Source organism: Lysobacter enzymogenes (assembly GCF_023617245.1).
Classification (GTDB): domain Bacteria; phylum Pseudomonadota; class Gammaproteobacteria; order Xanthomonadales; family Xanthomonadaceae; genus Lysobacter; species Lysobacter yananisis.
Genome location: NZ_CP067396.1, coordinates 606,895 through 631,839, shown reverse-complemented (window position 1 = coordinate 631,839; position 24,945 = coordinate 606,895). Strand labels below are relative to the sequence as shown.

General features: G+C 64.4%; 26 protein-coding genes and 1 pseudogene. 7 read left to right on the top strand and 20 right to left on the bottom strand.

What is annotated here, in order from left to right:
- Positions 1-17 precede the first annotated feature (17 nt).
- On the top strand, positions 18-431 hold the full coding sequence (locus JHW41_RS02605; RefSeq protein ID WP_250448928.1) for a hypothetical protein: 414 nt from the start codon (positions 18-20) through the stop codon (positions 429-431).
- A gap of 17 nt (positions 432-448) precedes the next feature.
- Here JHW41_RS02605 and JHW41_RS02600 read toward each other — a convergent pair whose 3' ends face one another.
- From JHW41_RS02600 to JHW41_RS02590, 3 genes are all read right to left on the bottom strand, one after another.
- A complete protein-coding gene (locus JHW41_RS02600; protein WP_250448927.1) occupies positions 449-979 on the bottom strand; it encodes a lysozyme inhibitor LprI family protein in 531 nt (176 codons plus the stop codon).
- Positions 980-1,453: 474 nt separating this feature from the next.
- Positions 1,454-2,266 (bottom strand): endonuclease, encoded by an 813-nt coding sequence (locus JHW41_RS02595; protein ID WP_250448926.1) that lies wholly within the window; start codon positions 2,264-2,266, stop codon positions 1,454-1,456.
- Positions 2,263-2,718 carry a very short patch repair endonuclease gene (locus JHW41_RS02590; protein WP_250448925.1) on the bottom strand — a complete coding sequence of 152 codons (456 nt, stop codon included), beginning with the start codon at positions 2,716-2,718 and terminating at the stop codon, positions 2,263-2,265. Before JHW41_RS02590 ends, JHW41_RS02595 begins: the two co-directional genes overlap by 4 nt.
- 133 nt (positions 2,719-2,851) lie before the next feature.
- Between JHW41_RS02590 and JHW41_RS02585 the strand changes: the two genes are divergently transcribed.
- Positions 2,852-4,168 carry a DNA cytosine methyltransferase gene (locus JHW41_RS02585; protein ID WP_250448924.1) on the top strand — a complete coding sequence of 439 codons (1,317 nt, stop codon included), beginning with the start codon at positions 2,852-2,854 and terminating at the stop codon, positions 4,166-4,168.
- A 205-nt stretch (positions 4,169-4,373) separates the two neighbouring features.
- Here JHW41_RS02585 and JHW41_RS02580 read toward each other — a convergent pair whose 3' ends face one another.
- Both JHW41_RS02580 and JHW41_RS02575 read right to left on the bottom strand, forming a co-directional pair.
- Positions 4,374-4,565, bottom strand: coding sequence for a hypothetical protein (locus JHW41_RS02580; protein WP_250448923.1), 192 nt, complete (start codon positions 4,563-4,565; stop codon positions 4,374-4,376).
- 18 nt (positions 4,566-4,583) lie between these two features.
- A complete protein-coding gene (locus JHW41_RS02575) occupies positions 4,584-5,141 on the bottom strand; it encodes a hypothetical protein (protein WP_250448922.1) in 558 nt (185 codons plus the stop codon).
- Positions 5,142-5,209: 68 nt separating this feature from the next.
- On the opposite strand from JHW41_RS02575, the gene JHW41_RS02570 reads away from it, so the two are divergent.
- Entirely contained in the window at positions 5,210-6,343 is a 1,134-nt protein-coding gene (locus tag JHW41_RS02570) for an XVIPCD domain-containing protein (RefSeq protein WP_250448921.1), read from the top strand.
- Between the two features lie 12 nt (positions 6,344-6,355).
- On the opposite strand, the gene JHW41_RS02565 is transcribed toward JHW41_RS02570, so the two are convergent.
- The 6 genes from JHW41_RS02565 to JHW41_RS02540 form a co-directional block, all read right to left on the bottom strand.
- Entirely contained in the window at positions 6,356-6,628 is a 273-nt protein-coding gene (locus tag JHW41_RS02565) for a transcriptional regulator (protein WP_250448920.1), read from the bottom strand.
- A 235-nt stretch (positions 6,629-6,863) separates the two neighbouring features.
- Positions 6,864-8,441: a DUF262 domain-containing protein gene (locus JHW41_RS02560; protein WP_250448919.1), complete on the bottom strand. Its 1,578-nt coding sequence runs from the start codon at positions 8,439-8,441 to the stop codon at positions 6,864-6,866.
- Positions 8,428-8,742 carry a putative phage abortive infection protein gene (locus JHW41_RS02555; RefSeq protein WP_250448918.1) on the bottom strand — a complete coding sequence of 105 codons (315 nt, stop codon included), beginning with the start codon at positions 8,740-8,742 and terminating at the stop codon, positions 8,428-8,430. Before JHW41_RS02555 ends, JHW41_RS02560 begins: the two co-directional genes overlap by 14 nt.
- A gap of 134 nt (positions 8,743-8,876) precedes the next feature.
- The gene (locus JHW41_RS02550) at positions 8,877-9,434 is read right to left on the bottom strand and encodes a hypothetical protein (protein ID WP_250448917.1); all 558 of its coding nucleotides are present in this window, start codon (positions 9,432-9,434) and stop codon (positions 8,877-8,879) included.
- Positions 9,435-9,534: 100 nt separating this feature from the next.
- Complete coding sequence (aceE, locus tag JHW41_RS02545) at positions 9,535-12,240, bottom strand: pyruvate dehydrogenase (acetyl-transferring), homodimeric type (RefSeq protein WP_250448916.1); 2,706 nt, start codon at positions 12,238-12,240, stop codon at positions 9,535-9,537.
- Between the two features lie 296 nt (positions 12,241-12,536).
- Positions 12,537-13,226, bottom strand: a complete 690-nt coding sequence (locus JHW41_RS02540; RefSeq protein ID WP_250448915.1) for a hypothetical protein — start codon at positions 13,224-13,226, stop codon at positions 12,537-12,539.
- Positions 13,227-13,402: 176 nt separating this feature from the next.
- Between JHW41_RS02540 and JHW41_RS25930 the strand changes: the two are divergent.
- A pseudogene (locus JHW41_RS25930) lies at positions 13,403-13,810 on the top strand (transposase); the annotation flags it as partial.
- 230 nt (positions 13,811-14,040) lie between these two features.
- Here the strand turns inward: JHW41_RS25930 and JHW41_RS02530 are convergent.
- Both JHW41_RS02530 and JHW41_RS02525 read right to left on the bottom strand, forming a co-directional pair.
- Positions 14,041-14,370 carry a DMT family transporter gene (locus JHW41_RS02530; RefSeq protein ID WP_250448914.1) on the bottom strand — a complete coding sequence of 110 codons (330 nt, stop codon included), beginning with the start codon at positions 14,368-14,370 and terminating at the stop codon, positions 14,041-14,043.
- On the bottom strand, positions 14,367-14,987 hold the full coding sequence (locus tag JHW41_RS02525; RefSeq protein WP_250448913.1) for a glutathione S-transferase C-terminal domain-containing protein: 621 nt from the start codon (positions 14,985-14,987) through the stop codon (positions 14,367-14,369). The genes JHW41_RS02530 and JHW41_RS02525 overlap by 4 nt, the downstream gene beginning before the upstream one ends.
- An 85-nt stretch (positions 14,988-15,072) precedes the next feature.
- Between JHW41_RS02525 and JHW41_RS02520 the strand changes: the two genes are divergently transcribed.
- Both JHW41_RS02520 and JHW41_RS26250 read left to right on the top strand, forming a co-directional pair.
- Complete coding sequence (locus JHW41_RS02520) at positions 15,073-15,954, top strand: LysR family transcriptional regulator (RefSeq protein ID WP_250448912.1); 882 nt, start codon at positions 15,073-15,075, stop codon at positions 15,952-15,954.
- A gap of 37 nt (positions 15,955-15,991) precedes the next feature.
- Positions 15,992-16,141, top strand: coding sequence for a DUF6053 domain-containing protein (locus JHW41_RS26250; protein WP_428995446.1), 150 nt, complete (start codon positions 15,992-15,994; stop codon positions 16,139-16,141).
- Positions 16,142-16,173: 32 nt separating this feature from the next.
- On the opposite strand, the gene JHW41_RS02515 is transcribed toward JHW41_RS26250, so the two are convergent.
- Positions 16,174-17,076 (bottom strand): LysR family transcriptional regulator, encoded by a 903-nt coding sequence (locus JHW41_RS02515; RefSeq protein ID WP_250448911.1) that lies wholly within the window; start codon positions 17,074-17,076, stop codon positions 16,174-16,176.
- A 104-nt stretch (positions 17,077-17,180) separates the two neighbouring features.
- Here JHW41_RS02515 and JHW41_RS02510 point away from each other — a divergent pair, with 104 nt between their 5' ends.
- Positions 17,181-17,810 (top strand): flavodoxin family protein, encoded by a 630-nt coding sequence (locus JHW41_RS02510; RefSeq protein ID WP_250448910.1) that lies wholly within the window; start codon positions 17,181-17,183, stop codon positions 17,808-17,810.
- Between the two features lie 168 nt (positions 17,811-17,978).
- Here the strand turns inward: JHW41_RS02510 and JHW41_RS26245 are convergent, their stop codons facing one another.
- From JHW41_RS26245 to JHW41_RS02485, 6 genes are all read right to left on the bottom strand, one after another.
- On the bottom strand, positions 17,979-18,023 hold the full coding sequence (locus JHW41_RS26245; RefSeq protein WP_428995616.1) for a hypothetical protein: 45 nt from the start codon (positions 18,021-18,023) through the stop codon (positions 17,979-17,981).
- A gap of 43 nt (positions 18,024-18,066) precedes the next feature.
- Positions 18,067-19,089, bottom strand: a complete 1,023-nt coding sequence (locus JHW41_RS02505) for a glycosyltransferase (protein WP_250448909.1) — start codon at positions 19,087-19,089, stop codon at positions 18,067-18,069.
- A gap of 42 nt (positions 19,090-19,131) precedes the next feature.
- A complete protein-coding gene (locus JHW41_RS02500; RefSeq protein ID WP_057949308.1) occupies positions 19,132-21,444 on the bottom strand; it encodes an NADP-dependent malic enzyme in 2,313 nt (770 codons plus the stop codon).
- Between the two features lie 218 nt (positions 21,445-21,662).
- Entirely contained in the window at positions 21,663-22,835 is a 1,173-nt protein-coding gene (locus tag JHW41_RS02495; protein ID WP_250448908.1) for an ABC transporter substrate-binding protein, read from the bottom strand.
- Positions 22,832-24,241, bottom strand: coding sequence for a sensor histidine kinase (locus JHW41_RS02490; RefSeq protein ID WP_250448907.1), 1,410 nt, complete (start codon positions 24,239-24,241; stop codon positions 22,832-22,834). Before JHW41_RS02490 ends, JHW41_RS02495 begins: the two co-directional genes overlap by 4 nt.
- Positions 24,234-24,926 (bottom strand): response regulator transcription factor, encoded by a 693-nt coding sequence (locus tag JHW41_RS02485; protein ID WP_057949310.1) that lies wholly within the window; start codon positions 24,924-24,926, stop codon positions 24,234-24,236. Before JHW41_RS02485 ends, JHW41_RS02490 begins: the two co-directional genes overlap by 8 nt.
- Positions 24,927-24,945: the final 19 nt, after the last annotated feature.

Genomic DNA, 24,945 nt, shown 5'->3' with positions numbered 1-24,945 from the left:
CGACGACACCCACTGATATGTCCGATCAGTTAACCGTCGAAGCCATGCTGACCCAGCCTCTTCAATCAGGAACCGACGGCTTCGATCACTTGACACGAATGCTTCGGGCCCGGTTTCCCATGAACGATCAAGCGCCGGTAACCGATCAGATCGAACGTCAGAAGCCACTGAAATTGCGTGACGGGTACATCGTCCTTCGTTACCTGCAACTGGAAGGCCGACACGCGTTAGTAGAAATCGACAGTGCCCCGTGCTTTCCCATCGAGAAGGCCATCGCTGTTACGCATCTCGATCCGTCACGACTGGATCAGTCCCGGGACTCTGGCATCTACCTTGCGACGGGCAGCGGCATGTCGGTCGGGTTCTCATCTACCGACCCCAAACGACTGTGTGTAACCGCGCTGGAGATCGCGGAGACTCCTCGACGGTAGCGACCGTCGTTGCGCATCTACATCGAAGAAAACAATTCCTTGATCTGCGCGATACGCGCCTGGGTCCGCTCCACGCGGCAGGCTTCGGTCAGGTCGCCGGCCTCGCGCCTGGACATGCCCTGGGCGAAAGGCTGCAACAAGCAGTCGGCATCGCGTGAGGCCGCCCACGCCTTGCCCGACGCGTCGATATAGGCCGACAGGTCGCCGAGGTAGGCCGCATCGTCCTCGGCGTAAGCGGCGTACCGCTTCTGTGCCCGCGCGGACAGATCGCGGGTGAGCGCGGCCAGTTCCCGGTCGAGCCGGTGCATGTCGCGGTACGGCTTGCACGCGAAGGGCCGCATGCGCTCGCACTCCTCGATCTCGGCCTCGGGCTTGCGGGAAAAGCACAATTCCCGCGTCTGGGTATTGCCGACGACCAGGCAGTCCTCTTCCGCAGTGGCCGGCCCAGGGGCTTTGCCCGTACCGGGGCGAGCCGCGGACGCGCAGCCGCACCCCAACGACAAGGCCGTCACCAGCGCCGCGTGTTTCAGCAAAGTGAACGTGGACATCCCTGACAAACTCTCTGAAAGACCGGCTCGAAGCTACCGAAGGCGGACGACTCATCGGCGTCCAACATGCCCGGTCGCTGCGCTTTTGGATAGGCGCAAGCAGCCCGCCAAATCGGTGCTTCGCGATACCCAAGGAATGGATGCAGGGCGGACTTCGCGATTCGCCGCGATGCCCATACGGCCCGGGGCGGGCCGCGCTAGTCCTTTTCGCCCGCCCTACCCGCCAGCGCCAGCCGGGCCTTGAGGACGGCCGCGGCCTTGCGCTGTTCGGACTTGGACAGCAGCCCAGGGCCAGGATGGCCTCGGCCAGCGCGCCGGTGTCGGCGTAGAGGTAGGCGAGCGGGACGCCCAGCGACTGCGCGATGCGGCGCGCGGTGGCCAGATCGGCGTCGTGGAAGTCCTTTTCGTAGCGGTCGATGCGGACCGCGGCTGTTTGCAGATACGGCTAGGGCAAGCCTGACTAACCACCGACGATCACCAGTCCTTCCTTCTGCTCCTGTACAAATCCAAATCCGCACCGGTAATGCTGGATGCAGGAACCAGTTCGTAGTGCTCCTCCGAAACCACGCGAATCTCGTCGTCCTGCATTCCTAGCTCGAACATCGCGATCTTGCTGCTGGTGATGAACTGCGCGGATACCGGCCTACAGCGCAACTTCGGGAATTTTTCTTTGCAGCAAGCCATATCCTGCTCGGTCTGCTGAATGCCGTGCTTGTCCTTGCCGCCCTTGGCCTGCACAGGAACCACGTAGTGGCAACCGTGCCGATCAAGGCCGACATAAAGCTCGTCGATTTCGATCTGCCCGATGTCTTTTACCGTAGTGCGCAGGTGGTTCTGCAAGGAAGAGGCGGTGATGCCCAGAAAGATGTCGATCAAACGGTTGTAGCGGACTTTCGCCAGCAACGCCTGCTCGTCGCCCAGCGCATAAGCGCCGATGATTTCGGGCGTGGCGTCGGGAATTTTCACCACCATCCGGTTCTCGCTAGGCGCGATGGACAGTGGTTTCACCAGACGGAACTCGTACTTGGAGCGCCCAGCCCCCGCGATGATCCATTCGAAACCGTCAGGAGCCGTATCCGCGATGGAAGCGGGCAGCGCCACCCGGTATTTGAACGAGTAGACCGCATCCCCGAGGTTCTTGGGGACCTCGACGCCTTTTTCGTCCGCGATTTTCACGAACTCTTCTCGAACGAACGGAACGACTTTCGCGCCGTCTTCATAACGCTGCCGGAAGATCTCCGCGACGATCTCGGCGTACCTGTTCGGCTTCTTCTCTTTTTTGCTCATGGCCTCTTCCGTAGCCCTTCTCTTTTCGGCTCTGCGGACGGCGAACCAGGGCCGCTCAGAGCGCGATTCAGTTTTTCGGCCAGCTTGACCGGATTCTTAAGCTCGCATTCCCAAACTACGACGACCTGCCATCCAAAGGCCTTCAACGCGCGCCGCTTCCGAGCGTCGCGTCGGCGGTTCCCTTCGATCTTCTCCACCCAATAGTCCTGGCGGGTCTTGGGCATCTTGCTGCGCTTGCACGCATGCCCGTGCCAAAAGCAACCGTGAACGAAGACGACCGTCGACCGTCCAGGCAGCGCGATGTCGGGCGTTCCCGGCAGGTCGCGACGATGCAGACGGAACCGATACCCCAAGCGGTGCAGCAAAGACCGAACCGCGATCTCGGGCTTGGTGTTCGAGCCGCGAATCCGCGACATCAACCAGCTTCTACGTTCGGGAGTCAACCTGTCCACGGCCCGTTCCTCGCAATCGCAGGATCTGAGACGCCGAAGCCGATCATACCCGGTCGTGATCGGCCGAGTTTCCTACCCGCTTCGCGGAACAATTCCGATCGACTCCACGGTACCGAGCGCCTATACTCTCTCCATGACCAGACCTATTGGAATCGACCTCTTCGCCGGAGCCGGCGGCCTCAGCCTCGGCTTCGAACAGGCCGGCTTCGACGTGGTGGCCGCAGTCGAGATCGACCCGGTCCACGCGGCCGCCCACAAGTACAACTTCCCCGACTGCGCGGTGATCCCTCGCTCGGTGACCGAGCTGACCGGCAAGGCCATCCGCGCTGCCGCCGGAATCGGCAAACAGAAGGTCGACGTGGTCTTCGGCGGGGCGCCCTGCCAGGGCTTCTCGATGATCGGCCAGCGCGCCTTGGACGACCCCCGCAACTCGCTGGTGAAGGACTTCGTCCGCATCGTGCGCGAGCTGGACTCGGACTATTTCGTGTTCGAGAACGTGAAGGGGCTTACCGTCGGCAAGCACCGCAAGTTCCTCGACGAGATCATTCAGGAATTCGGCGCCGCCGGTTACGGCGTAGTCGAACAGTGGAAGGTGCTGAACGCCTGCGAGTACGGCGTCCCCCAGGATCGCCAGCGTCTGTTCCTGTTGGGCGCGAAGAAAGGCCTCAAGCTCCCCGAGTACCCCGCCAAGAAGACCGCGAAGCCCGGCTACGACAGCGAGCTCCCCAGCTCGCCGACCTGCCAGGACGCTCTGAGCGACTTGCCCGATGCCGAGCGCTACGCGGCCTTGACTCACAGCGACGAAGTGCGGGTCAAGAAGTTCGGCCGCCCCAGCGAGTACGCCAAGCTGTTGCGGTGCGAAACCCCGCAAGGCTGGGGCTACGGCTACAAGCGCAGCTGGGAGCCCGACCTGCTCACCTCCAGCGCCCGCTCGGAGCACACCGAGATTTCGCGCTCGCGCTTCGCCGCCACCGAGCCCGGCGACGTCGAGCCGATCTCGCGTTTCTTCAAGCTTCCACCCGACGGCGTCTCCAACACCTTGCGGGCCGGCACCGACTCGGCCCGTGGTGCGTTCACCAGCCCGCGGCCGATCCATTACAAGTGGAACCGCTGCATCACGGTCCGGGAAATGGCCCGCTTGCACGGCTTCCCCGACTGGTTCCGATTCAACGTCACCAAGTGGCACGGCGCCCGCCAGATCGGCAATTCCGTCCCGCCGCCGCTGGCGCGGGCCGTGGCCGGTCAAGTGATCGAGGCGATGGGCGCCAAGCCCAAGCGACCGACCAAGACGATCAAACTGGAAACGCCGGCCCTGCTGAAGGTCAGCATTTCCGAGGCGGCCGAGTACTGGGGCATTCCGAATCCGATCAGCCAGCGCGACCGGAAAAGCGGGGCGAAGAAGCGCAGACAGCGGGACATCGACCCGGCGCAGAACGCCATACCGCTCTGAAGCCCATAGAAAAAGGCGGCCTAGGCCGCCTTTTTCTATGATCCGTCGAAGCCGCTCAAGTTTCGGCGCGCTCTAGGACCCTAGATCGTCCCCGCTCGTCTCCTGGGGCTTACGCGAAGCATAAGCCTGCGGTTGCGCGCATGGATTGGCGAATTTATCGCCAGGGTGGCGCAGCACACGCCGAGTCCCCTGGCTATCGAACGAACTACCGGTCGGCCCTAGTCGCCCGCCCCGCCCGCCTGCGCCAGCCGGGCCTTGAGGTCGCCACGACCTTGCGCTGCTCGGACTTGGACAGCAGGCCCAGGGTCAGGATGGCCTCGGCCAGCACGTCGGTGTCGGCGTAGAGGAAGGCGAGCGGGACGCCCAGCGACTGCGCGATGCGGCGCGCGACGGGCACCTCACTGAGAAATCTCGATCAGGCTCCCGATTGTGTCAGCACAATGGAGCCTACGCATTCAGAGCCGGGCCCAGCGGTAGAAACTATCGCCAGCATGCCGTTTCTCTTCGTGGTGAAGGTGCGGCCGTGTTCGTCGTCGTGCTCTTGCGGGAGAGCTTTCGCGATTTGCACATCCGTTATCCCCTCGACTTGCGCGAGCGGAAAGCACTTGTCGCTGTCGAAGGCCAAACTCAACTTCCGTTGCCCCTTATAGTCCTCAACGGTTACGTCACTCACAACGATTCCGTCGGTGAGCGTGATCGGTCCCGCGGCTTTCAGAATGGGCGGCTCCTGCCGCAGCAGCTTGAAATGGACCACTGAACGAAGCGCCTGGGCGACGCGATCATAGCCAACGGCTCCCTGCTCAAGCGGAAGTCGAAGAATGTCCTGCGCTTCCAATGTGGCGACGTGTTCCTTTCGCACCGAATTTCCATCCGGTTTACTGAGGCAACCTGTAGATAACAGCAAGAAAATCGCACAGATTGTGTAGCTGCGAATCTTAGGACGTCTCATACGAATCGACACTCCCTGTTCCATGACGTTAGCCTAGGCGCGGAAGATGCGGCCGACAAGCCGTGTCAGAACCCACGGGCAACGGGGCAGTGATGGAAAGCACGGACCGCAGCGCCAAGCATCGTCAAGACCTGGCCGTCTTGGATGGCAGTGCCGAATTTGCACGTATGCCTGAACGCACGAAACAATGGATCAGGCAATCGCCTCATGCCAGCGAAGATTTCGCGGAATTCTTTCGCAAAGACGGCCGGATCGACAGCTCGCAGCGCCTCGACCTGCCGTACTACCAAGCCACCGAGCCCCCGGTCATTCGAATAGGCAGCAATACCTATGACGCGCTCCGCGGGCCGGACGCCGAAAAGTTCCTGCTCATGGAGCAGTCGATGTTCACGACCCTGGCGCACGAGATCGGCCACGACCGCTACAACACGGCCGCGATCAAGTTCCCGGTGGACGGCTCCAAGGAGGAGTACGTCGACTACCGAAGCAAGCTCGAAGCCCAGGCCATCTTCAACGCGTTCCCGATCATCGACGAACTCAAGGACAAGTCCACGTACTCTGCGCGCTGGCAGGACCTGGGCTACTTGCCGGGACTTGAGCTCGCACAGATGTACAACGACTGGAAGCAGGGCGCCGACTCCGCAACCATGGTCGACCGGATCGCCAAGCAAATCGCGGATCGGCCCTACACGCGGTCGGAGCCATTGAGCGATCAGAACCAGGACGGCCGACTGACACATCGCGACTTATACCTGCGCGACTACGAATATTTCCGGCGATCCAACCCACTGCCGGGCCAAGCACCGGACGCCCCTCATGAACCTCGCACCGGATCGCCCCCTGGGCGCGATGAGCACAGCCAAGCGTCCTGGCGGCAAACGCGGGAACTGACGCGCGAGGCCTTCGAACGACAGGGCCGCTCACTGAATCCAGAAGCCCTCGACTGCATCGCGGGTTGCCTGGCGACGCAGGCGAAGCGCGATGGCCTGGACCGGATCGATCATGTGGTGCTGAGCCAGCACGCCGGCGGCGAAATCGGTCGGAACGTCATCGCCGTAGAGGGCCGGCTGGATGACCCGGCCCAGAAACGCTCGCACGTCGAAACTCAGCACGCGTCGACGGTTCCGCTGAGCGATTCGTTGCGCGCACTGGAAGCAGTGACCGCCTCCGTAGACCAATCCCTGGTGCACCCCACGCCTACGCCCGATCGGCCGATGGCCCGCTGAGTCCCGTCGCGGCTAAGACTTCCCAACCGGCTCGCCGCCGGCCCCGCCCGCCTGCGCCAGCCGGGCCTTGAGGTCGGCCACGGCCTTGCGCTGCTCGGACTTGGACAGCAGGCCCAGGGTCAGGATGGCCTCGGCCAGCACGTCGGTGTCGGCGTAGAGGAAGGCGAGCGGGACGCCCAGCGACTGCGCGATGCGGCGCGCGGTGGCCAGATCGGCGTCGTGGACGGTCTTTTCGTAGCGGTTGATGCGGACCGCGGCCGTTCGTTGTGGCAAACCCGTGATCATGTCCAACTCTCCATCCCCTGAAAATGCCCGCTCAAGAAGCAAGACGGCCGATTAGGGTGAAGGATTGCCTTCATCAGGGCTCCCGTCAATTTCGTTAATCGTAATTACGATTAACGAAATTGCGGTGACGGCGACGAGTTATCCAGAGCGGATGAAGTCCACATCCACGGAATCAGAAAGACGCCAAAAAATCAACCTGGCTATTTAAATGACTAACTGAACAAGTTGCAGAAGATCATATGCCATCGTCGACAATCCAATCGTCTTCTAAATAACCGAGTCCATCTATCGCACCCAACGTGAAACTCACCTCGCAACCCGTGACTTGCGAAATATAACCAGCAATGATCCCTCCGCGCTCCGTCAAGAAATCGTACACCGAAGCATACTCCGGAGTCTCAGGCAAAAAATGTTGTTGCCTAATCTCCGCCCCATCCCCCAAGCAAGGGCGATCTGGATAGGGGTGAATTATTCGCGCGATATTTGATTTTGACAGGCCACTACCATCATCAATAATCGATGAGTAATATTTACTTTCTTTCACCCTAAGATACATTGGGTCAATTGATCGCCCATCGACGGTCATTTCCGGCTGCCTGCTGGCAAGAAGCAGAGAAAAACCGGTGCTGGTCGAGTTTCGCAAATTAAATTTATCGCAGAAAAATCCAGTCGCGTCTATAGCATCACGCGCATACAAGTTGCCATTCAGCCCCCGGGCAAAATCACGAACCTTCGCAAGATCTTTACTGTTCTGCCCAGAATTCGATGAGGTGAAATAGCGGGTGACTGTCGTAAACCAAAGCCAGCCTAAAATTTCCCGCTCTAGATCTCTATCTACGGACTGTTGAATGCGGAAAATTTCCACCAAATGAGTAAATTGCATCGCATATGGCAGTCTACTAAAATCAAATACGGAAAGCCTTCTGGTTAGAAAGGCAGCCGTCTTGCCAACAGCTTCCCGCACTGACGCCGTCGCTTCCTTCAGCTGCGCCGGCTTAATCTTTCGCAACCGCTGAATATCGTCTTTGTTGATACCCAATCCAGCGGCGGCTGAAATTGAGCGAAGGACAATTTGATCCTTTACGCCTGCCAGACCCGCAGCTTCAGCAGAGTCGATAATAAGCTGAATTTCTTGATTCAGGTCAAAATCATCACTCCAGGTTGCCGCCATCATTAAATCAACGATAGTTAATTTACGGCCAGTACTATTTATTCTTTCGAATATCGGAGCAACCTCTTCTACGGTCATGTCACCAATCTTAACAACAGCGATCTTGTAATCTTTTATCGCACGCAGAAGCTTTTCAGCATTACGAGTGTAAACAACTCCTCTATCATGATGCTCGAATTTCATGCATTGCTTAATGAAATCGCTGGTCTCGATTAACTTATTCAGCGGAAACAAATGAACGAGATCCGGCTCATCCGGGTAAACAAATTCTTCGCTCTCTAGATTAAAATGAATATTCCAATGATTAACCAGCTCCTTTCCGTGCCAAAACAGAGCGCCGCACAGAGTCGTGAGCCTTTGCTGCCCATCTAACAAGTAATTAGTTGGATAACTTGTCAATTCTCGATCGTTAAGCTCCAAACCTGAGATCGATCTTTCACTTGTAAGGCGCTGAGAACTGTTCCACATCAACAGACTACCAATGGGATAGCCCTTATATATGCTATCAAGAAGATTCAGCATATCAGTCCTCTTCCAGACGAAAGGACGCTGAAACTTCGGAAGCTTGATATCTCCAGATTTGACGGCAATTGCCAACTCCTCGAGACGCTGAATCTCAGGCTTTGGATCACGCCTTTGCATCACCGCCCCCTATGTTTCGCCCTTCGCGAAACACTTGATTATGAATTGGATGAACCAAGCACCCAACTACAAGCGCTGAAGTAAACTCATATTTCTGGAGCATATCCCGTTTCACAGTGGACTGACCAAGCTGATTCACTGGAATTGCATTATAGAAAATAGAGACTATTTCAATATCAGATAACTGAGCCCTAAAGGTCCGCGCATAAAGCTTCTTCTGCTCGAAGGGGACGGATTTTGACCCATCTAAAAAATCAAGCACATTGTAAAAACTACGAAAATAATGTGCGTAGTCGCTCATGCTTTTATCGCAAGCTTTATTATAAGCCCTTCTAATCTTATCCGAATGCATACCTTGATTTTCATCAAGGTATGACTCAAAAGCTCGAGGCATCTTATCCAAAGCATCTTGTATTGTAGACACGTCAGATGCATTTAGCTCCGGATAATTTGCTTCATCGACAACCTTCCCATCCTGAATCTTTCTAATTTCATCCCTATTAATTTTCTGAAGGGAGCGAAATACAACGAAATCCTCTTCGCTATTACAGAAAATCTCAAAAAAACCTTTAACGCCCCATGCCCCTCAGCTCCGGGTGCGTACAATTTACTTGTAATGTCGTTATGGAGCTCAAGCAATTTGAAGAAAGTATTTTCGAACCGCTGCTGCTCCAATACAACATTTTGATCATCAAATCTGGCGGCATTATTTTGCAGCTCTTCTCTCTGCATGGCCAATTCGCGGCGCTGAAGCAGGACCGCAAATATCACCCCAGCAAACGCCAAGCCTGAGAAAAGTGCATTTACAGCGCCAAATTTGTCACCGAACGCACCTCGAAGAGATTCATTCGACACATTCTTATCCGCGCTTACGACATAAGCGTCAATAAAATACCAACCGGCACACCATACTGCAGAAACCACAACCAAGATTGTTAAAAACCCAATCCAATCCGAGAGCCCCGCCCTTTGTTTCCCCTGGTTTTTTCCCATTTATCAACTCCTTGTAATTTGCCGCAGTTGCATATCGCCTCTTGACTGTATAACGAAATAAGGCGACCTAACGGCCGCCTTATTCATTCAAGCAAAGGGCTCAAACCCCCAACGGATTCGGCTTCTCCACATCAATCTTGTACTGCTTGATAGCCCGAGCCACATCCTTCCCGGTCATCTTCCCTTCCGCCGCCAGCGCCGCAATGGCCGCATGGGCGATGTAGTACCGATCGACCTCGAAGTGACGCCGCAGATTCGCGCGCGTATCCGACCGCCCGAACCCATCCGTACCCAGCACGGTGTAGCGCATCGGCACGTAAGCCCGCACCTGCTCCGGATACACGCGAATGTAGTCGGTCGCGGCGATCGCCGGCCCCTGACGCCCTTCCAGCAGCTCGGTGATGTACGGCTTACGCGGAGTCTTCGCTTCCGGGTTGAAGCGATTGAATCGCTCGCAATCGGTCGCGTCGCGCGCGAGTTCGTTGAAGCTCGGGCAGGACCAGATGTCGGCGGTGACGCCGAAGTCTTTATCCAGCAACTCGGCCGCGGCGATGGCTTCGCGCAGGATCGTGCCGCTGCCCATCAGCTGTACGCGCAGTTCGCCCTTCTTCGGTTTGCCGGCGTCCTTCAGCAGGTACATGCCCTTGATGATTCCGTCGGCGGCGCCTTCGGGCATGTCCGGGTGCGGGTAGTTTTCGTTCATCAGGGTGAGGTACCAGTACTCATCCTGCTGTTCGGTCAGCATGCGCTGCATGCCGTGCTGGAACAGGGTCACCACTTCGTAGCTGAAGGTGGGGTCGTAGCTGCGGCAGTTCGGGATCAGGCCGGCCTGGACCATGCTGTGGCCGTCTTCGTGCTGCAGGCCTTCGCCGTTCAAGGTGGTGCGGCCGGCGGTGGCGCCGAGCAGGAAGCCGCGCGCGCGCATGTCGGCGGCCTGCCAGGCGCTGTCGCCGATGCGCTGGAAGCCGAACATCGAGTAGTAGATGTACAGCGGCAGCATCTGCAGGTCGTTGGTGCTGTAGCTGGTGGCGGCGGCGAGCCAGGACGCGAACGCGCCGGCTTCGGTGATGCCTTCTTCCAGCACCTGGCCGGTGGTGTCTTCGCGGTAGTACATCAGCTGGTCGCGGTCGACCGGCTTGTACTTCTGGCCGTGCGGGGCGTAGATGCCGAGCTGGCGGAACAGGCCTTCCATGCCGAAGGTGCGGGCTTCGTCGGCGACGATGGGCACCAGGCGCGGGCCGACCTGCTTGTCGCGCAACGCGATGTTCAGCGCCTGCACGAACGACATGGTGGTGCTGATCTCGCGCTCGCCGGTGCTCTTAAGCAGGCGGTCGTAGGTTTCGAGCTTCGGCACGTCGAGCGAGGTGCTGGCCTTGCGCCGGCGCTGCGGCAGGTAGCCGCCCAGCGCCTTGCGGCGCTCGTGCATGTATTCGATTTCCGGCGACTTGTCGCCGGGGTGGAAGAACGGCACGGCGCCGTCCTTCAGCTGTTCGTCGCTGACCGGGATGTTGAAGCGGTCGCGGAACAGGCGGACGGCTTCGTCGTCCATCTTCTTGGTGCCGTGGGTCGGGTTCAGCGATTCGCCCGACGCGCCCATGCCGTAGCCCTTGACCGTCTTGGCCAGGATCACGGTCGGCATGCCCTTGGTGTTCACCGCTTCGTGGTACGCGGCGTAGACCTTGTGCGGGTCGTGGCCGCCGCGGTTGAGGCGCCAGATGTCCTCGTCGGACAGGTTGGCGACCAGCGCGGCGGTTTCCGGGTACTTGCCGAAGAAGTTGTCGCGGGTGTACTTGCCGCCGAAGGCTTTGCAGTTCTGGTATTCGCCGTCGACGGTTTCCATCATCAGCTGGCGCAAGCGGCCGGTGGTGTCGCGCGCCAGGAGCGGATCCCAGTAGCTGCCCCACACGGTCTTGATGACGTTCCAGCCGGCGCCGCGGAACTGGCCTTCCAGCTCTTGAATGATCTTGCCGTTGCCGCGCACCGGGCCGTCGAGGCGCTGCAGGTTGCAGTTGACGACGAAGATCAGGTTGTCGAGGCCTTCGCGGCCGGCGACCGAGATCGCGCCGAGCGATTCGGGTTCGTCGGTCTCGCCGTCGCCGAGGAAGGCCCACACCTTGCGGTCGGACTTGGGCAGCAGGCCGCGGCCTTCCAGGTATTTCCAGTTGCGCGCCTGGTAGATGGCGCTGATCGGGCCCAGGCCCATCGACACGGTCGGGATCTGCCAGTAATCCGGCATCAGCCACGGGTGCGGGTACGAGCTGACGCCGCGGCCGTCGACTTCCATGCGGAAGTTGTCGATCTGCGATTCGCTGATGCGGCCTTCGAGGAACGAGCGCGCGTAGATGCCCGGCGAGCTGTGGCCCTGGATGCCGATGAGGTCGCCCGGGTGGTCGGCCGAGGGGGCGCGCCAGAAGTGGTTGAAGCCGACGTCGTACAGGGTGGCCGCGGACGCGAAGCTGGCGATGTGGCCGCCGAGGTCGCCGGGCTTGCGGTTGGCGCGCACGACCATCGCCATCGCGTTCCAGCGGATCAGCGAGCGGATGCGCCATTCCATCGCGGCGTCGCCGGGGCTCTTGGCCTCCAGGTGCGGCGGGATGGTGTTGATGTATTCGGTGGTCGGCTGGAACGGCAGGTGGGCGCCGGCGCGGCGGGTGACTTCGACCATGCCCTCCAGCAGCTGGTGGGCGCGTTCGGCGCCGTCGCGGGCGATGACCGCCTGGACGGATTCGACCCATTCCTGGGTCTCGGTCGGGTCGGGGTCGTTCTGCAGCAGGTCGTGCAGGGAGCTGGCAAGCGGCTGGTTCATCGATCTCGCGGCCCCTGTGGCCGCGCCTCGTGTTTGTGGGGGCGGATTAGAGCGTCGAGTCTAACAAACGGGGGCGACGGATCGGCTTGCTTTAGGTGGTCGGAGGGGTGGGATAGTCCGTTTTGGCTAGGGGGTTTGGGTCGTACGAAGGCTGGCTTCGCGTGGATACGCAGGCGTGTGGTCGAGCGCCGGTCGCGCGAGAGACGCCCGCGCCCCATCCCCGGCAAAGGCGGGCCGCCGTGGGGTCCGTGGGTTTTGCGCAGTCGGCCCGTTCGGATCGGGCCGGCCCATGCCGGCTAGGCCGGCTCGCGGGCGAGGGTTTGTCGCGCCAGGTCGAGGCTCGCGTGCTTCGTCAACTCCGCGGACGGCTCGCGGCCGTCCAGACGCTGCCATTCCTCGTAGTTATCCATCAGCACAGCGACGTTGCCGAACAGTCCCTTCAACGACCACCACCCGAATACGGCACTGACGATCGACGCCGATCTGAGTTCTTTGTCGTAGCAACGCCGGCAGCAGCAAACCTCGTACCGGTCGCGGATGGACGCGACCAACACCGAGACCATCCGCTGTACCTTGCGGACTTCGATGATCTCGCCCTGACGCGCGCAGCGCGGGCAGGAGCCGCGCCGCAGCTGCCGTGCATGTTCGGCGATCGCCGCGGGATCCAGGTCCAGCGCCACTACCGACAATTTCGATCCGGTCAGGCAGCGCTGGCTGCAGAACTTTTGGCCATCGGCAGCGATCCGGCCTTGCGCGATCGTCGCCCCGCAGTAGTCGCAGTTCCGAGTCACGCCGCTGCCTTGCAGGCGCGCGCGGATCACTTCCTTGGTCTTTTCGCGGGCGGCGTCGCCGGTCAGGCCGCGCTCGGCCAGAATCTCGGCGGTGGCCTCCATCGCCTCGTCGGTCAGCGGACGCGAGGCGTTGAGAATCAGCTCTTCCGTGTCCATCGCGCGGAAACGCTGTTTGAATTCTTCTTTGGTGTACACCTGCGCCCCTGTTGTCACGCCCCTGGGCGGAGTTTATCGGTGTGCGGGGAATAGTGGCAGCGTCGGCGGGGTGCGACGGCGCGGGGCCGGTGCTACGCCTTTGGCTGGGTTAATCCGACGCGGCAGGTCGGCGTTTTCCGATTCGCCGCTTCGGCCCGGCGAGCGATGGTGCGCTCATGGACGAATCGATGACTCTCACGCCGGTTCGCGGCCACGCAGCCCTGCGCCGCGGCCGGGTTTCGGAAGCGCAACGGATTTATCTGCTGACCTTCGTGACGTATGGGTGCGCCGCGTGGTTCGCAAACGGGCCGTTGGCCGAGGCCGCGATCGCCGCCTTGCTGGATCGGCGCTCCTGGCAGCGATCGACGCTGCTGGCCTGGGTGCTGATGCCGGATCACTGGCACGGCGTGGTCGAACTTGGGCCGGACGAGTCGTTGCCAGCGTTGGTGCGGCAGCTGAAGTGCGCGAGTTCGCGGCGGATTCGCGCGGCGATGGGAGCGGCAGTGCCTTGGGCGGTGTGGGGGTCGGCGTATCACGACCGGGCGTTGCGGAAGGAGGAGGGGTTGGTGGCTATGGCGAGGTATGTGGTGATGAATCCGGTGCGGGCGGGGTTGGTGGAGCGGGTGCGGGAATATCCGTATTGGGATGCCGTCTGGGCGCAGCGGACGGTTTCGGTCCCGGCGGAGGGTTGCGCGGTCGCGACTTGCGTCGCTCCTACAGGGGTGTCGGACCCATCTGGGCTACCTGTAGGAACGACGCAAGTCGCGACCGCGACAACCGAACTACGGCGAGACGACCCGTCCGCCGAGAACCCTCAAGCCGGCGCGCTCCGCAACAACATGATCCCGCCGACGATCAGTCCAACCCCACCGAGCTTCAACGGCGTCAACGATTCGCCGAACAACACCGATCCGATCAACACCGTCCCCGCCGCGCCGATCCCGGTCCACACCGCATACGCCACGCCCACCGGCAACGCCGTCAACGCCCGCCCCAGCAGCCACACGAACGCGGCCAGCGCGATCAGCGACACCGCGGTCCAGCCGGGCCGGGTGTAGCCGTTCGACAACTTCATGCTCAGCGCCCAGGCCACGTCGATCAGGCCCGCGGCGATCAGCATGATCCAGGCGGTCCCGGCGCTCATGGCTTGGCGTCCTCGCGCTCGGCGCGCAGCGCTTCGCGCACGCTCGGGCGCTGGTCCAGGCGGGCGAGGTATGCGGCCAGGTTCGGATACGGCGCGAGGTCGAGCTTCAGCAACCGCGCCCAGCCGGCGACGGTATAGAGGTAGGCATCGGCGATGCCGAAGCGTTCGCCGAGGAATTCGCGGCCCTCCAGATGGCGATCGACCAGGGCCAAGCGCGGCTGCAGGCGCTCGCCGGCGATGCGGCCCGGGGCTTCGCCGTATTCGGGGTGGAACAGCCACGGGCTGAAGGTCTTGTGCAGCTCGGAGTTGATGAAGGTCAGCCACTGGTCCTGTTCGGCGCGCTCGAAACTGCCGAGCGGGGCGCTGAGGCCGGCGGCCGGGTCCTGGTCGCCGAGGTAACGCAGGATCGCCACGCCTTCGCGCAACAGGCGGCCGTCGTCGAGTTGCAGCAGCGGGACGTAGCCGAGCGGGCTCAGTTCGCGGTAGTCGCGGTCTTCGGCCACGACACGGGCCTCGGCACCGAGGCGCACGCGGCGCAGGTCCAGCGGCAGGCCGAGTTCGCGGGCGACGATGTGCGGGGCGAACGAACAGGTGTGCGGGGTGTAGTAGAGCTTCATGGGTGGGGTCCGTGAGGAGATGGCGCTACTCTCCTCGTCCGGCCCGGCGCGCGGAATACGGCGCCTTCCCAAGGATCGCTTGCGCATGCGCCAAACCGCCCGCCTGTCGTTGGAAGACTTCGAACTGCTGCGCGCGATCGGCGCGCACGGCAGCCTCAGCGGCGCGGCCAAGGCCTTGGCGCTGGATCATTCCAGCGCGTTCCGGCGGCTGGCCGGGATCGAGGCGCGCGCGGGGACGCCGTTGTTCCGGCGTAGCCGCACGGGCTATACGGCAACCGAGGCCGGTGCGGTCGCGATCGAGGGCGCGCAGCGGATTCTCGACGATGCCGACCAGTTGCAGCGGCAGTTGGCCGGGCGCGATGCGCGCGGCGGGGCGCGGCTGCGGATCACGATTCCGGACACGCTCGCGGACGTGGCGGCGCGCTTGTGCGCGGCGTTCGCCGCGGCGCATCCGCAGATCGGCTGCGATCTGCTGGTGTCGAATGCGTTCGTGAACCTGCAGCAGCCCGAGGCGGACGTGGCGTTGCGGGCGTGCGCGTTGACGCCGAGCGGGTTGTCGGTGCGGCGGGTCGGGTCGATCGCGACGGCGGTGTATGCGGCGAGCGGCGCGAAGGTCGGCAAGCGCGAGGCCTTGAGCGACGGTGCGTGGGTCGGATTCGACGAAAACCTGTCGCATCTGTCGTCGGCGCTGTGGCTGCGCGCGAACGTCGACGAGGCGCGGATCGCGATGCGGGTGAATTCGCTGCCGGCGGCGCTGGCGGCGTGCAAGGCGGGAGTCGGCAAGGCCTTGTTGCCGTGTTACTTCGCCGATGCGGCCGGTGGGGTGAAGCGGGTGTCGCAGCCGTTGGCGGAGGTGCCGACGGAGTTGTGGTTTGCGATCCATCCGGATCTGCGCAGGTCGGCGCGGGTGCGGGCGTTGCGGGAGTTTGCGTTGAGATGGTTGCCGCCGGAGATGGCGTTGAGCTGAGGTCGGGCCTGCTGTTGTGGGAGGGCCTTCAGGCCCGATGCTTTTCTGTCAGGTCGCTGCCATCGGGAACAAGAGCATCGGGCCTGAAGGCCCTCCCACAACAGCGGCTTGCGTCGTCGGTGAATTGGCGCGGTCGCGACTTGCGTCGCTCCTACAGGTAGCCCGGATGGGTCCGAAGCCCTTGTAGGAGCGACGCAAGTCGCGACCGCGAATCCGCAGCTACGACGCCAACTCCGAAGCCCCCATCTCTTCATCCAACCACGCCAAAAACGCCCGCACCGGCGGATGCCGCTCGCGCCCCGGCACGCACAGCACGTGGTAGGTCTCGCCCGGCACCACGATCTCCGGCCGATACGCCTCCAACAAGCCACGCGCCACATTGCCGGCGACCACCACCGAACTCGCCAGCACCAAGCCCTGCCCAGCGCCGGCGGCATACATCGCGTAATGCTCTTCGTCGTACGCCCGCACCGTCGGCGCGCGTTGCAACCAATCGACGCCGGCGCGTTCGCACCACGCTTCCCAGGTGCGGCAGTACAGCTGCGAATCGCCCCATTCCACCGAGATCAAGGTCGGCGGCGACTTCGCCGCTTCGGCCTGCGTCCGCCCCGGCGCGCCGTACACGCCGAAGAATTCGCGCAGGCCGCCGTGCCGGTGCAGGCCCGCCGGCACCGCGCCGCCGTAACGAATCGCGAGGTCGACGCCGGCGTTCTGTTCGAGGTCGACCACTTGGGCGCTGGTGTCGATGCGCACGGCGATGTCGGGATGACGCGCGTAGAAGCGGCCCAGCCGCGGCACCAGCCATAGCGCGGCGAGCGATGTCGAGGTGGTGACGGTCAGGCAGCCGGCGTCGGGGCGCGGGCGCAATGCCGCGACGGATTGCGCCACTTCGAGCAGGGCGCCGTGGACGTCGCGGAACAGCCGGCGGCCGTCGTCGGTGAGGGCGACGCCGCGCGGCTGGCGCTGGAACAGGGGCCGGCCGAGCCAGCTTTCGAGCTGGCGGATCTGGTGCGAGATCGCGGTCGGGGTGACGTGCAGCTCCTCGGCCGCGGCCTTGAAGCTGGACAGGCGAGCGGCGGCTTCGAAGCTGCGCAGGGCGGTCAGGGGGAGCTCGGCGAACATCGCGTCAGGCCTGAATTTGACTCATGCCGGATCAATTATCGTCATTTGAGGCAGTCGATGTCGCGAACTAGATTCATCCCAGCCCTCACTACGACAGCCCACCGATGACCTCCGACCGTCCCCGCCGTCTGCTGATCCTCGTCGCCAGCCCCCGCCGCAACGGCAACAGCGCCGTGCTCGCCGAAGCCGCCGTGCGCGGAGCGCAGGATGCCGGCCTCGACGCCTCGCTGCATTTCGCCGACGACCTGATGCAGACCTTCCTGCGCGATTGCCGCGACTGCCGCGACGAGCACGGGCGCTGCCGCATCGACGACGGTTACGCGGATTTCTTCTTCGAGCATTTCCTCGAGGCCGACGGGTTCGCCCTGGCCTCGCCGGTGTATTGGTACGGCATGTCGTCGCAGGCCAAGGCGTTCTTCGACCGGATGTTCTGCTATGTCGCGCGCAGCTATCCCGATTCGCAGCGGGTGCGCGAGCGCATCCAGGGCAAGCGGGTGGGTTTGTTGACGGCGTCGGAGGAGATGTATCCGACCATCGCATTGAGCCTGGTCAACCAGATGCAGGAGTACGCGCGCTACACCCACTCGCAGTTCGTCGGCGCGGTGCATGGGCAAGGGGACCGGCGCGGGTCGGTAGCCGAAGATCGGCACGGAGCGATGGCGGCAGCCGAGGCGCTGGGGCGGCAGTTTTTCGAGCGGCCGCATGCGGATTACCACGTCGATTCGGTGCGGTGACGGGTACGCGGTAGTTGCGTCGTAGTTGTATTGGCGCGGTCGCGACTTGCGTCGCTCCTACAGGGGCTTCGGATCGATCTGGGCTCGCTGTAGGAGCGACGCGAGTCGCGACTGCGCAACCGCACTTGCGTCGCAACTCAGAGGTCGCGGTCGCGATTTGCGTCGCTCTTACAGGAAGTTGGCGCGTAGCGCGGCGATTTGAGAGGAAAGCATCGGGCCTGAAGGCCCTCCCACGACAAGCAGGCGCTTGCAGGAATCAGCGCAGGCCGAACCACGACCGCGGCAGCAGCAGCTTGAGCGCGCGTTCGGCGCTCTTGCGGCGCAGGCCGCGCTGGCCGAGGCCGCGCAGTACCGGGCCGAGCCAGCGCCAGCGCGGTTGCTGCAGGATCGCTTCGCGCGCGTCGGCTTCGATGCGGTACATCGCCAGCACCTGTTCGGCCAGGCGGCGCTTGCTGCGCGGCAGTTCCGGCATCTTGCGCAGGCAGGCTTCCAGGTCGTCGGCGGTGCCGCGGTAGAACTGCACGGTGCGTTCGTAACGGCGGCGGGTCGCCAGCGCGCGCGGTTCGTCGCGGGCGAACACGGTGCCGCTGACGCTGCCGGGGTGGCGGCGGTACTGGATCAGCGGCTGGCGCAGGTTCAAGGATTGGCCGAGCAAGGCGCCGCGCAGGCTCAGCGCGTTGTCCTCGATCGGGCCGAGCAGCGGGCCGAAGCGGTCGTAGACCTCGCGCCGGAACGCCATGGTCGCGCCGAGCAGGCCGATCAGCCGGCCGATGCGCACGTAATAATCGAAGTCGTAGCGCTGCGGGCGCTGGCGGAAACTGACCCGGATCGGCTCGCCGTGGCTGCCGATGGCGTCGAAGTCGCTGCCCAGCACGGTCGCGCCGGGGTGCTCGTCGAAGGCGCGCACGATCGTCGCCACCCGCTCGGGGTAGGCGATGTCGTCGCCGGCCATCATCACGATGATCTCGCCGCTGGCCAGCGCCATCACGTCGTTGAAGTGCGCCGAGACGCCGAGGTTGCGCTCGGTCTTGCGCACGTGCACGCGGTGCGGGCCGCGGTAGGCGGCGACCAGTTCCTCGGCGATCTCGAAGGTGCCGTCGCCGGAACAATCGTTGGAGACGATGATCTCGCACGGCACGGTCTGGGCGAAGGCACTGTCGAGCGCGGCGCGGATGTAGTCCGCGTCGCGGAAACACAGCAACAGCACGCTGACCCGCGGCCGGGGTTCGGCCACGGATTCCAGCACCGGCAGCGCGCTCACCGCTGGCAGTTCGGTCAATACCGCGTTCAGTGCGCCCCCTTCGCCCGCCCGGTCATCCGGTCAGGCTCCGCCCAGCTCGGCCAGGCCCTTTCGGCCCGATTCTCGCGCCGTGCGGATCTGCGCGTCTACCGCCGCGATGGCGGTCATGTTGACCACTCGTCGGGGGGTCGAGGCCGGGGTCAGGATGTGCGCCGGCTTGTCCAGGCCCATCAGGATCGGGCCGATGGCGACGCCGTCGGTCATCACCCGCACCATGTTGTAGGTGATGTTGGCCGCGTCCAGGTTCGGCAGCACGAACAGGTTGGCGCGGCCGTGCAGGGTCGCGTTGGGGAAGATGCGCTTGCGCAGCAGGTCGTCCCAGGCGGTGTCGGCCTGCATTTCGCCGTCCATCTCCAGCTTCGGCATGCGCTGCTGGATGATCTGGCGGACCTTGCGCATCTTCGCCGCCGACGGATTGTCGTGGCTGCCGTAGTTGGAATGCGACAGCAGCGCCACCTTCGGCTCGATGCCGAACAGGCGCAGGCGGTAGGTCGCCTGCAGGGTGGCTTCGGCGATCTGCTCGGCGGTCGGGTCGACCTGCACGTGCGTATCCAGGAAGAACCACGCGCCCTGGTCGTTGATCACGCCGGTCATCGCCGAGGTGCCGGACACGCCCGGGTCGAAGTCGAAGATGCTGCGCAGGTAGCCCAGTTTCTTGTGGAAGCGGCCGACGATGCCGGAGATCATCGCGTCGGCTTCGCCGCGCTCGACCATCAGCGCCGCGATCAGCGTCGGGCGCGAACGCAGCAGGTTCTTCGCCGCCGCCGGGGTCACGCCGCGGCGCTCGGTCAGCGCGTGGTACTGCTGCCAATACTCGTTGAAGCGCGGATCGTCGTTGATGTTGGTCAGCTCGAAGTCCACGCCCTCGCGCATGCGCAGGCCCAGGCGCTTGATCCGGGTGTCGATGACGTCGGGGCGGCCGATCAGGATCGGGAACGCCAGTTCTTCGTCGATCACCGTCTGCACCGCGCGCAGCACGGTCTCTTCCTCGCCCTCGGCGTAGACCACGCGCTTGCGGTCGGCGCGGGCGCGGTCGTAGACCGGCTTCATCAGCAGGCCGGTGCGGTAGATGTACTGGCTGAGCTTTTCCTCGTAGGCGTCCATGTCGACGATCGGACGCGTCGCCACGCCCGAGTCCATCGCCGCCTTGGCCACGGCCGGGGCCAGCATCACCAGCAGGCGCGGGTCGAACGGGCGCGGGATCAGGTATTCGGGGCCGAAGGTCGGCACGTCGCCGCCGTAGGCGCCGCCGAGGTCCGACGATTCCATCCGCGCCAGCGCCGCGATCGCACGCACGCACGCCAGCTTCATGTCCTCGTTGATCACCGTCGCGCCGACGTCGAGCGCGCCGCGGAAGATGTAGGGGAAGCACAGCGCGTTGTTGACCTGGTTCGGATAGTCCGAACGGCCGGTGGCGACGATGCAGTCCGGACGCACGGCCTTGGCGTCTTCCGGCAGGATTTCCGGATACGGGTTGGCCAGGGCCAGGATCACCGGCTTGTCGGCCATGGTCGCGACCATCTCCGGCTTGAGCACGCCGCCGGCCGACAGGCCGAGGAAGATATCGGCGCCGGCGACGATGTCGGCCAGGGTGCGCTTGTCGGTGTCGCGCGCGTAGCGCTCCTTGTCCGGGTCCATCTTGCCGCGGCCGGTGTAGAGCACGCCGTCGCGGTCGACCGCGAGGATGTTCTCCGGCTTCAGGCCCAGCGCCACCAGCATGTCGAGGCAGGCGATGCCGGCCGCGCCGGCGCCGCTGGTGGCCAGCTTCACTTCGGCGATGTTCTTGCCGACGATCTCCAGCGCGTTGAGCACGGCGGAGCCGACGATGATCGCGGTGCCGTGCTGGTCGTCGTGGAACACCGGGATCTTCATCCGCTCGCGCAGCTTGCGCTCGACGATGAAGCACTCCGGCGCCTTGATGTCTTCGAGGTTGATGCCGCCGAAGGTCGGCTCGAGCGAGGCGATGATGTCGACCAGCTTGTCGGGGTCGCGCTCGTCGATCTCGATGTCGAACACGTCGATGCCGGCGAACTTCTGGAACAGCACGCCCTTGCCTTCCATGACCGGCTTGCCGGCCAGCGGGCCGATGTCGCCGAGGCCGAGCACGGCGGTGCCGTTGCTGATGACCGCGACCAGGTTGCCGCGCGCGGTGAGCTCGCTGGCGGTGTTGGGGTCTTCGACGATGGCCTCGCAGGCGTAGGCCACGCCCGGCGAGTAGGCCAGGGCCAGGTCGCGCTGGGTGACCATCGGCTTGGTCGCGGTGACCTTGATCTTGCCCGGCGGGCTGAGGCGGTGGTAATCGAGCGCGGCGGTTTTCAGATCGTTGTCGGACATCGCAAAGGCAGCCGTGGCAAGGGGCGCGAAAGTGGATTGGATCAGCAGTCTAATGGATGCGTCGGACGGTTTCGCGCGACCGCCGGCACCTGTTCATTAGTACTTTGGAGTTGTACCGGGTTGCGGCGACCGCGTCAGGCGCCGGCTTTGCCCGGTCGGCCGGCCCGTCTCGCCCAACCGGCCCGCCGGCCCGACGCCGGGGTATGGACACCCCGCGATCACGGCGGCGGCGTCCCGGGCCGGGCGCCCTGCGGCTGCACGGTGCTGCGCCAGGCATCGAGGAATTGCCGGCGCTTGAGCGCGTCCAGGTAGACCAGCAGGCCCGGCCCGAGCGGGATCGGCCGCAGCGCGCGCACCCGCGCGCCGTCGCCGGCCTGCGGCGCCAGCGGCGCGCCGCTGGCCGAGCGGATCGGCTGCAGGCCGACCTGGCGGGCCAGCACCGCCTGGCCGCGCGGCGAGATCAGATAGTCCAGGAAGCGCCCGGCCTCGACCGCGTTGGCGGCCTCGCGCGGGATCAGCGCGGTGCGCAGCAGGACCAGGGTGTAGTCCTCGGGCAGGACGATCCCGAGCGGGGCGCCGGCGTCGATCCGGGCCTGGGCGTAGGAGCCCAGCACGTTGTAGGCCAGGGCCAGCTGGCCGCGCGCGACCCGGTCCAGCAGCGGCCCGGTACGCTCCTCCAGCACCACCGCATTGTCGCCGAGCGCGGCCTGCAGCGCCCCGGCCATGCTGCCGAGCTGATGGTCCTGGGTCGCCAGCAGGTAGCCGACGCTGCTGCGGCCGGCATCGTAGGTGCCGACCCGCCCGGCCAGTTTCGCCTTCGGGTCGCGCAGCAGCGCCAGCAACTGGCGGCGGGTGCGCGGCACCTGCGCCGGGGCCAACAAACGTTTGTTGTAAACGATGACGATCGGCTCGTAGCTGATGCCGAAGGCCTCGTGCCGCCACTGCGACCACGCCGGCAGCCCGGCGGTGGCCGGCGAGCGGTGGACCAGGGCGTGGCCGTCGTTGACCAGCTTGGTCTGCAGGTCCATGCCGCTGCTGATCAGCAGGTCGGCACGATCGCGCGGCGCCGAGCGCAGGTAGCGGCTGTAGATGTCCTGGGCGACCAGATCCGAGTATTCGACCTGGGTCCCCGGGCTGAGCTTCTGGTAGTCGGCGATGACCGCGGCGAAATTCTCGATGTCGGTCGAGCCGTGGATGCGCAGGCGGGCGGTGGTGGTTTGCGGGCTTTTGAAGGTTTGGACGTCGCCGGGGGCGGCGGCGGCGGGGAAAATGAGGAGTGAGCTGAGAGGAGTGAGGAGCGAGAAAAGGCAAAAGCGCAGCCACGCGCCAGCCCGCCTCCCGGCACGCCTTTGATTTTCCTCACTCCTCACTTCTCTCAGCTCACTTCTCATACCGCTGTCCTCGGCAACCGCAACGTCACCACCAACCCGCCGCCCACGCGATTGCTCAGATCGATCGCCCCGCCGTGGCTTTCGACGATGCGCTTGACGATCGCCAGGCCCAGGCCGGCACCGCCGGCGGCGGCGTCGCGGCCGCGGGCGAAGCGCTCGAACACGGTCTGGGCATCGGCGGGGGCGATGCCGGGGCCGTGGTCGGCGATGGTCAGCACGGCCGTCGGCGCGGCGGCGCCTTCGCCGGCGGCGGTCAGGGCGATCTGCAGCGGCGCGCGTCCGTGCTTGAGCGCGTTGTCGATCAGGTTCTTGATCGCCTCGCGCAGCAACAGCGCGTCGCCGCGCACGCGCAGCGCTTCGCTGGTCAGCGCCAGGTGCAGGTCCGGGCGCGGGCCGGACTGCGGCACCGCCTCGAAGATCGCCTGGTGCAGCAATTCGGCCAGATCGACGGTTTCGAACTGCTGCAGATGGCTTCGATGGATCGCGCTGGCGTCGCTGAGCAACTGGTTGAGCAGGCGGCTCATGTGGCTGGCGTTGCGCTCGATGGTCTCCAGGCTGCGGCGCTGCTCGGCCGGATCGTCCTCGTCCAGCGCCAGCTGCGCCTGCGCGCGCAGCGCGGCCAGCGGCGTGCGCATCTGGTGCGCGGCCTCGCCCATGAACGCGCGCAGGGTTTCGTTGCTGGCCGCCAGCCGGGCCATGAAGCGGTTCAGCGATTCCACGGTCTGGTCGAGTTCGGCCGGCACCTCGCGCGCGACCGGGCGCAGGTCGGAGGGATCGCGTTCGGACAGCTCGCGCTCCAGCCGCTGCAGCGGCCGCAGCGCGCGGTAGACGCCGATCCACACCAGCGCCAGCGCCGCCAGCGACAGCGCCACGATCGCGACCAGCGCGCGCAGCACCATGTCGTCGGCCAAGGCCTCGCGCGCGCGCCGGGTCTGGCCGACCTGGACGATGGCCTGGCCCTGCGCGGCGGGCCCGGCGACCCAGCGCGAGACCGCGACGAAGCGGGTGTTTTCGCCGCGGTACATCGCGTCGAACAAACGCGGCTGGCCGTCGCGCGACGGGCTCGGCGGCGCCGGCAGGTCGGCGTAGCCGGTGATCGCCTGCCCTTCGCGGCTGGACACGCGGTAGAACACCCGGTCCTCCGGCGCCATCGCCAGCAGATCGAGCGCGGCGTACGGCAGGTCGACCTGCCACTGGCCATCGACCAGCGCGACCGAATCGGCGATCGACAGCGCCGAAGCGATCAGCAGGTGGTCGTAGGAGCGGTCGGCGGCGGCGCGGCCGTAGCTGCGCGCGGCCAGGAACAGCAGCGCGGCGCCGATCAGCGACAACGCGCCGAGATAGATCAGCAAGGTCTTGCGGATCGAATCGCGGCGCCCGGCCGCCGCGCGCGCGGGCTCAGCCATCGCCGCCGCCTTCGGCCGCGGCGCCGGCCTCGATCATGTAGCCCGCGCCGCGCACGGTCACGATGCGCAGCGGCGCGGCCGCGAGTTTCTTGCGCAGACGCCCGACGTACAGCTCGATCGCGTTCGGCCCGGCCTCATCGTCGAAGCCGAACAGGCCGTTGCCGATCTCGTCCTTGCTGACCACCTGGCCGAGCTTGCCGATCAGGATCTCGAGCAGGCGGAATTCGCGGTTCGGCAGCTCGATGGGCTCGCCGTCCAGGGTGACCCGGTGCGCGCCGGCGTCGAAGGCGAAGCCGCCGACCTGCACCGTGCCGGCGGCCTGGCCGCGGTTGCGCCGCAGCAGCACCCGGCAGCGCGCTTCGAATTCGCGGAAATCGAAGGGCTTGCTGAGGTAGTCGTCGGCGCCGGAATCCAGCGCGCGCACGCGGTCGTCGATGCCGTCGCGCGCGGTCAGCATCAGCACCGGGGTGGCGTCGCCACGCTCGCGCAGGCCCGCCAGCAGGCCCAGGCCGTCGAGCCGCGGCAGGCCGATGTCGAGCACGATCAGGTCGAAGCCCTGGTAGCGCAGCACGCTGTCGGCCTTGAGCCCGTCGCTCTGCCAGTCCACCGCGTGGCCGTCGCGGCGCATGCGCCGGACGATGGCGTCGGCGAGGTCGGCGTTGTCTTCGACGAGCAGGATGCGCACTCGGTGTAGTCCTCTGCCT

Excerpts from the sequence above, each read along its gene's own strand:
- JHW41_RS02515 (WP_250448911.1), bottom strand. The coding sequence starts at position 17,076 with ATGTTCGCCGAGCTCCCCCTGACCGCCCTGCGCAGCTTCGAAGCCGCC.
- JHW41_RS02585 (WP_250448924.1), top strand. The coding sequence starts at position 2,852 with ATGACCAGACCTATTGGAATCGACCTCTTCGCCGGAGCCGGCGGCCTC.
- JHW41_RS02600 (WP_250448927.1), bottom strand. The coding sequence starts at position 979 with ATGTCCACGTTCACTTTGCTGAAACACGCGGCGCTGGTGACGGCCTTG.
- JHW41_RS02510 (WP_250448910.1), top strand. The coding sequence starts at position 17,181 with ATGACCTCCGACCGTCCCCGCCGTCTGCTGATCCTCGTCGCCAGCCCC.
- JHW41_RS02595 (WP_250448926.1), bottom strand. The coding sequence starts at position 2,266 with ATGAGCAAAAAAGAGAAGAAGCCGAACAGGTACGCCGAGATCGTCGCG.
- JHW41_RS02565 (WP_250448920.1), bottom strand. The coding sequence starts at position 6,628 with ATGATCACGGGTTTGCCACAACGAACGGCCGCGGTCCGCATCAACCGC.
- JHW41_RS26250 (WP_428995446.1), top strand. The coding sequence starts at position 15,992 with ATGCTTTTCTGTCAGGTCGCTGCCATCGGGAACAAGAGCATCGGGCCT.
- JHW41_RS02550 (WP_250448917.1), bottom strand. The coding sequence starts at position 9,434 with ATGGGAAAAAACCAGGGGAAACAAAGGGCGGGGCTCTCGGATTGGATT.
- JHW41_RS02570 (WP_250448921.1), top strand. The coding sequence starts at position 5,210 with ATGGAAAGCACGGACCGCAGCGCCAAGCATCGTCAAGACCTGGCCGTC.
- JHW41_RS02555 (WP_250448918.1), bottom strand. The coding sequence starts at position 8,742 with ATGAGCGACTACGCACATTATTTTCGTAGTTTTTACAATGTGCTTGAT.
- JHW41_RS02490 (WP_250448907.1), bottom strand. The coding sequence starts at position 24,241 with ATGGCTGAGCCCGCGCGCGCGGCGGCCGGGCGCCGCGATTCGATCCGC.
- aceE (WP_250448916.1), bottom strand. The coding sequence starts at position 12,240 with ATGAACCAGCCGCTTGCCAGCTCCCTGCACGACCTGCTGCAGAACGAC.
- JHW41_RS02575 (WP_250448922.1), bottom strand. The coding sequence starts at position 5,141 with ATGGAACAGGGAGTGTCGATTCGTATGAGACGTCCTAAGATTCGCAGC.
- JHW41_RS02525 (WP_250448913.1), bottom strand. The coding sequence starts at position 14,987 with ATGAAGCTCTACTACACCCCGCACACCTGTTCGTTCGCCCCGCACATC.
- JHW41_RS02495 (WP_250448908.1), bottom strand. The coding sequence starts at position 22,835 with ATGAGAAGTGAGCTGAGAGAAGTGAGGAGTGAGGAAAATCAAAGGCGT.
- JHW41_RS02500 (WP_057949308.1), bottom strand. The coding sequence starts at position 21,444 with ATGTCCGACAACGATCTGAAAACCGCCGCGCTCGATTACCACCGCCTC.
- JHW41_RS02560 (WP_250448919.1), bottom strand. The coding sequence starts at position 8,441 with ATGCAAAGGCGTGATCCAAAGCCTGAGATTCAGCGTCTCGAGGAGTTG.
- JHW41_RS02530 (WP_250448914.1), bottom strand. The coding sequence starts at position 14,370 with ATGAGCGCCGGGACCGCCTGGATCATGCTGATCGCCGCGGGCCTGATC.
- JHW41_RS02520 (WP_250448912.1), top strand. The coding sequence starts at position 15,073 with ATGCGCCAAACCGCCCGCCTGTCGTTGGAAGACTTCGAACTGCTGCGC.
- JHW41_RS02605 (WP_250448928.1), top strand. The coding sequence starts at position 18 with ATGTCCGATCAGTTAACCGTCGAAGCCATGCTGACCCAGCCTCTTCAA.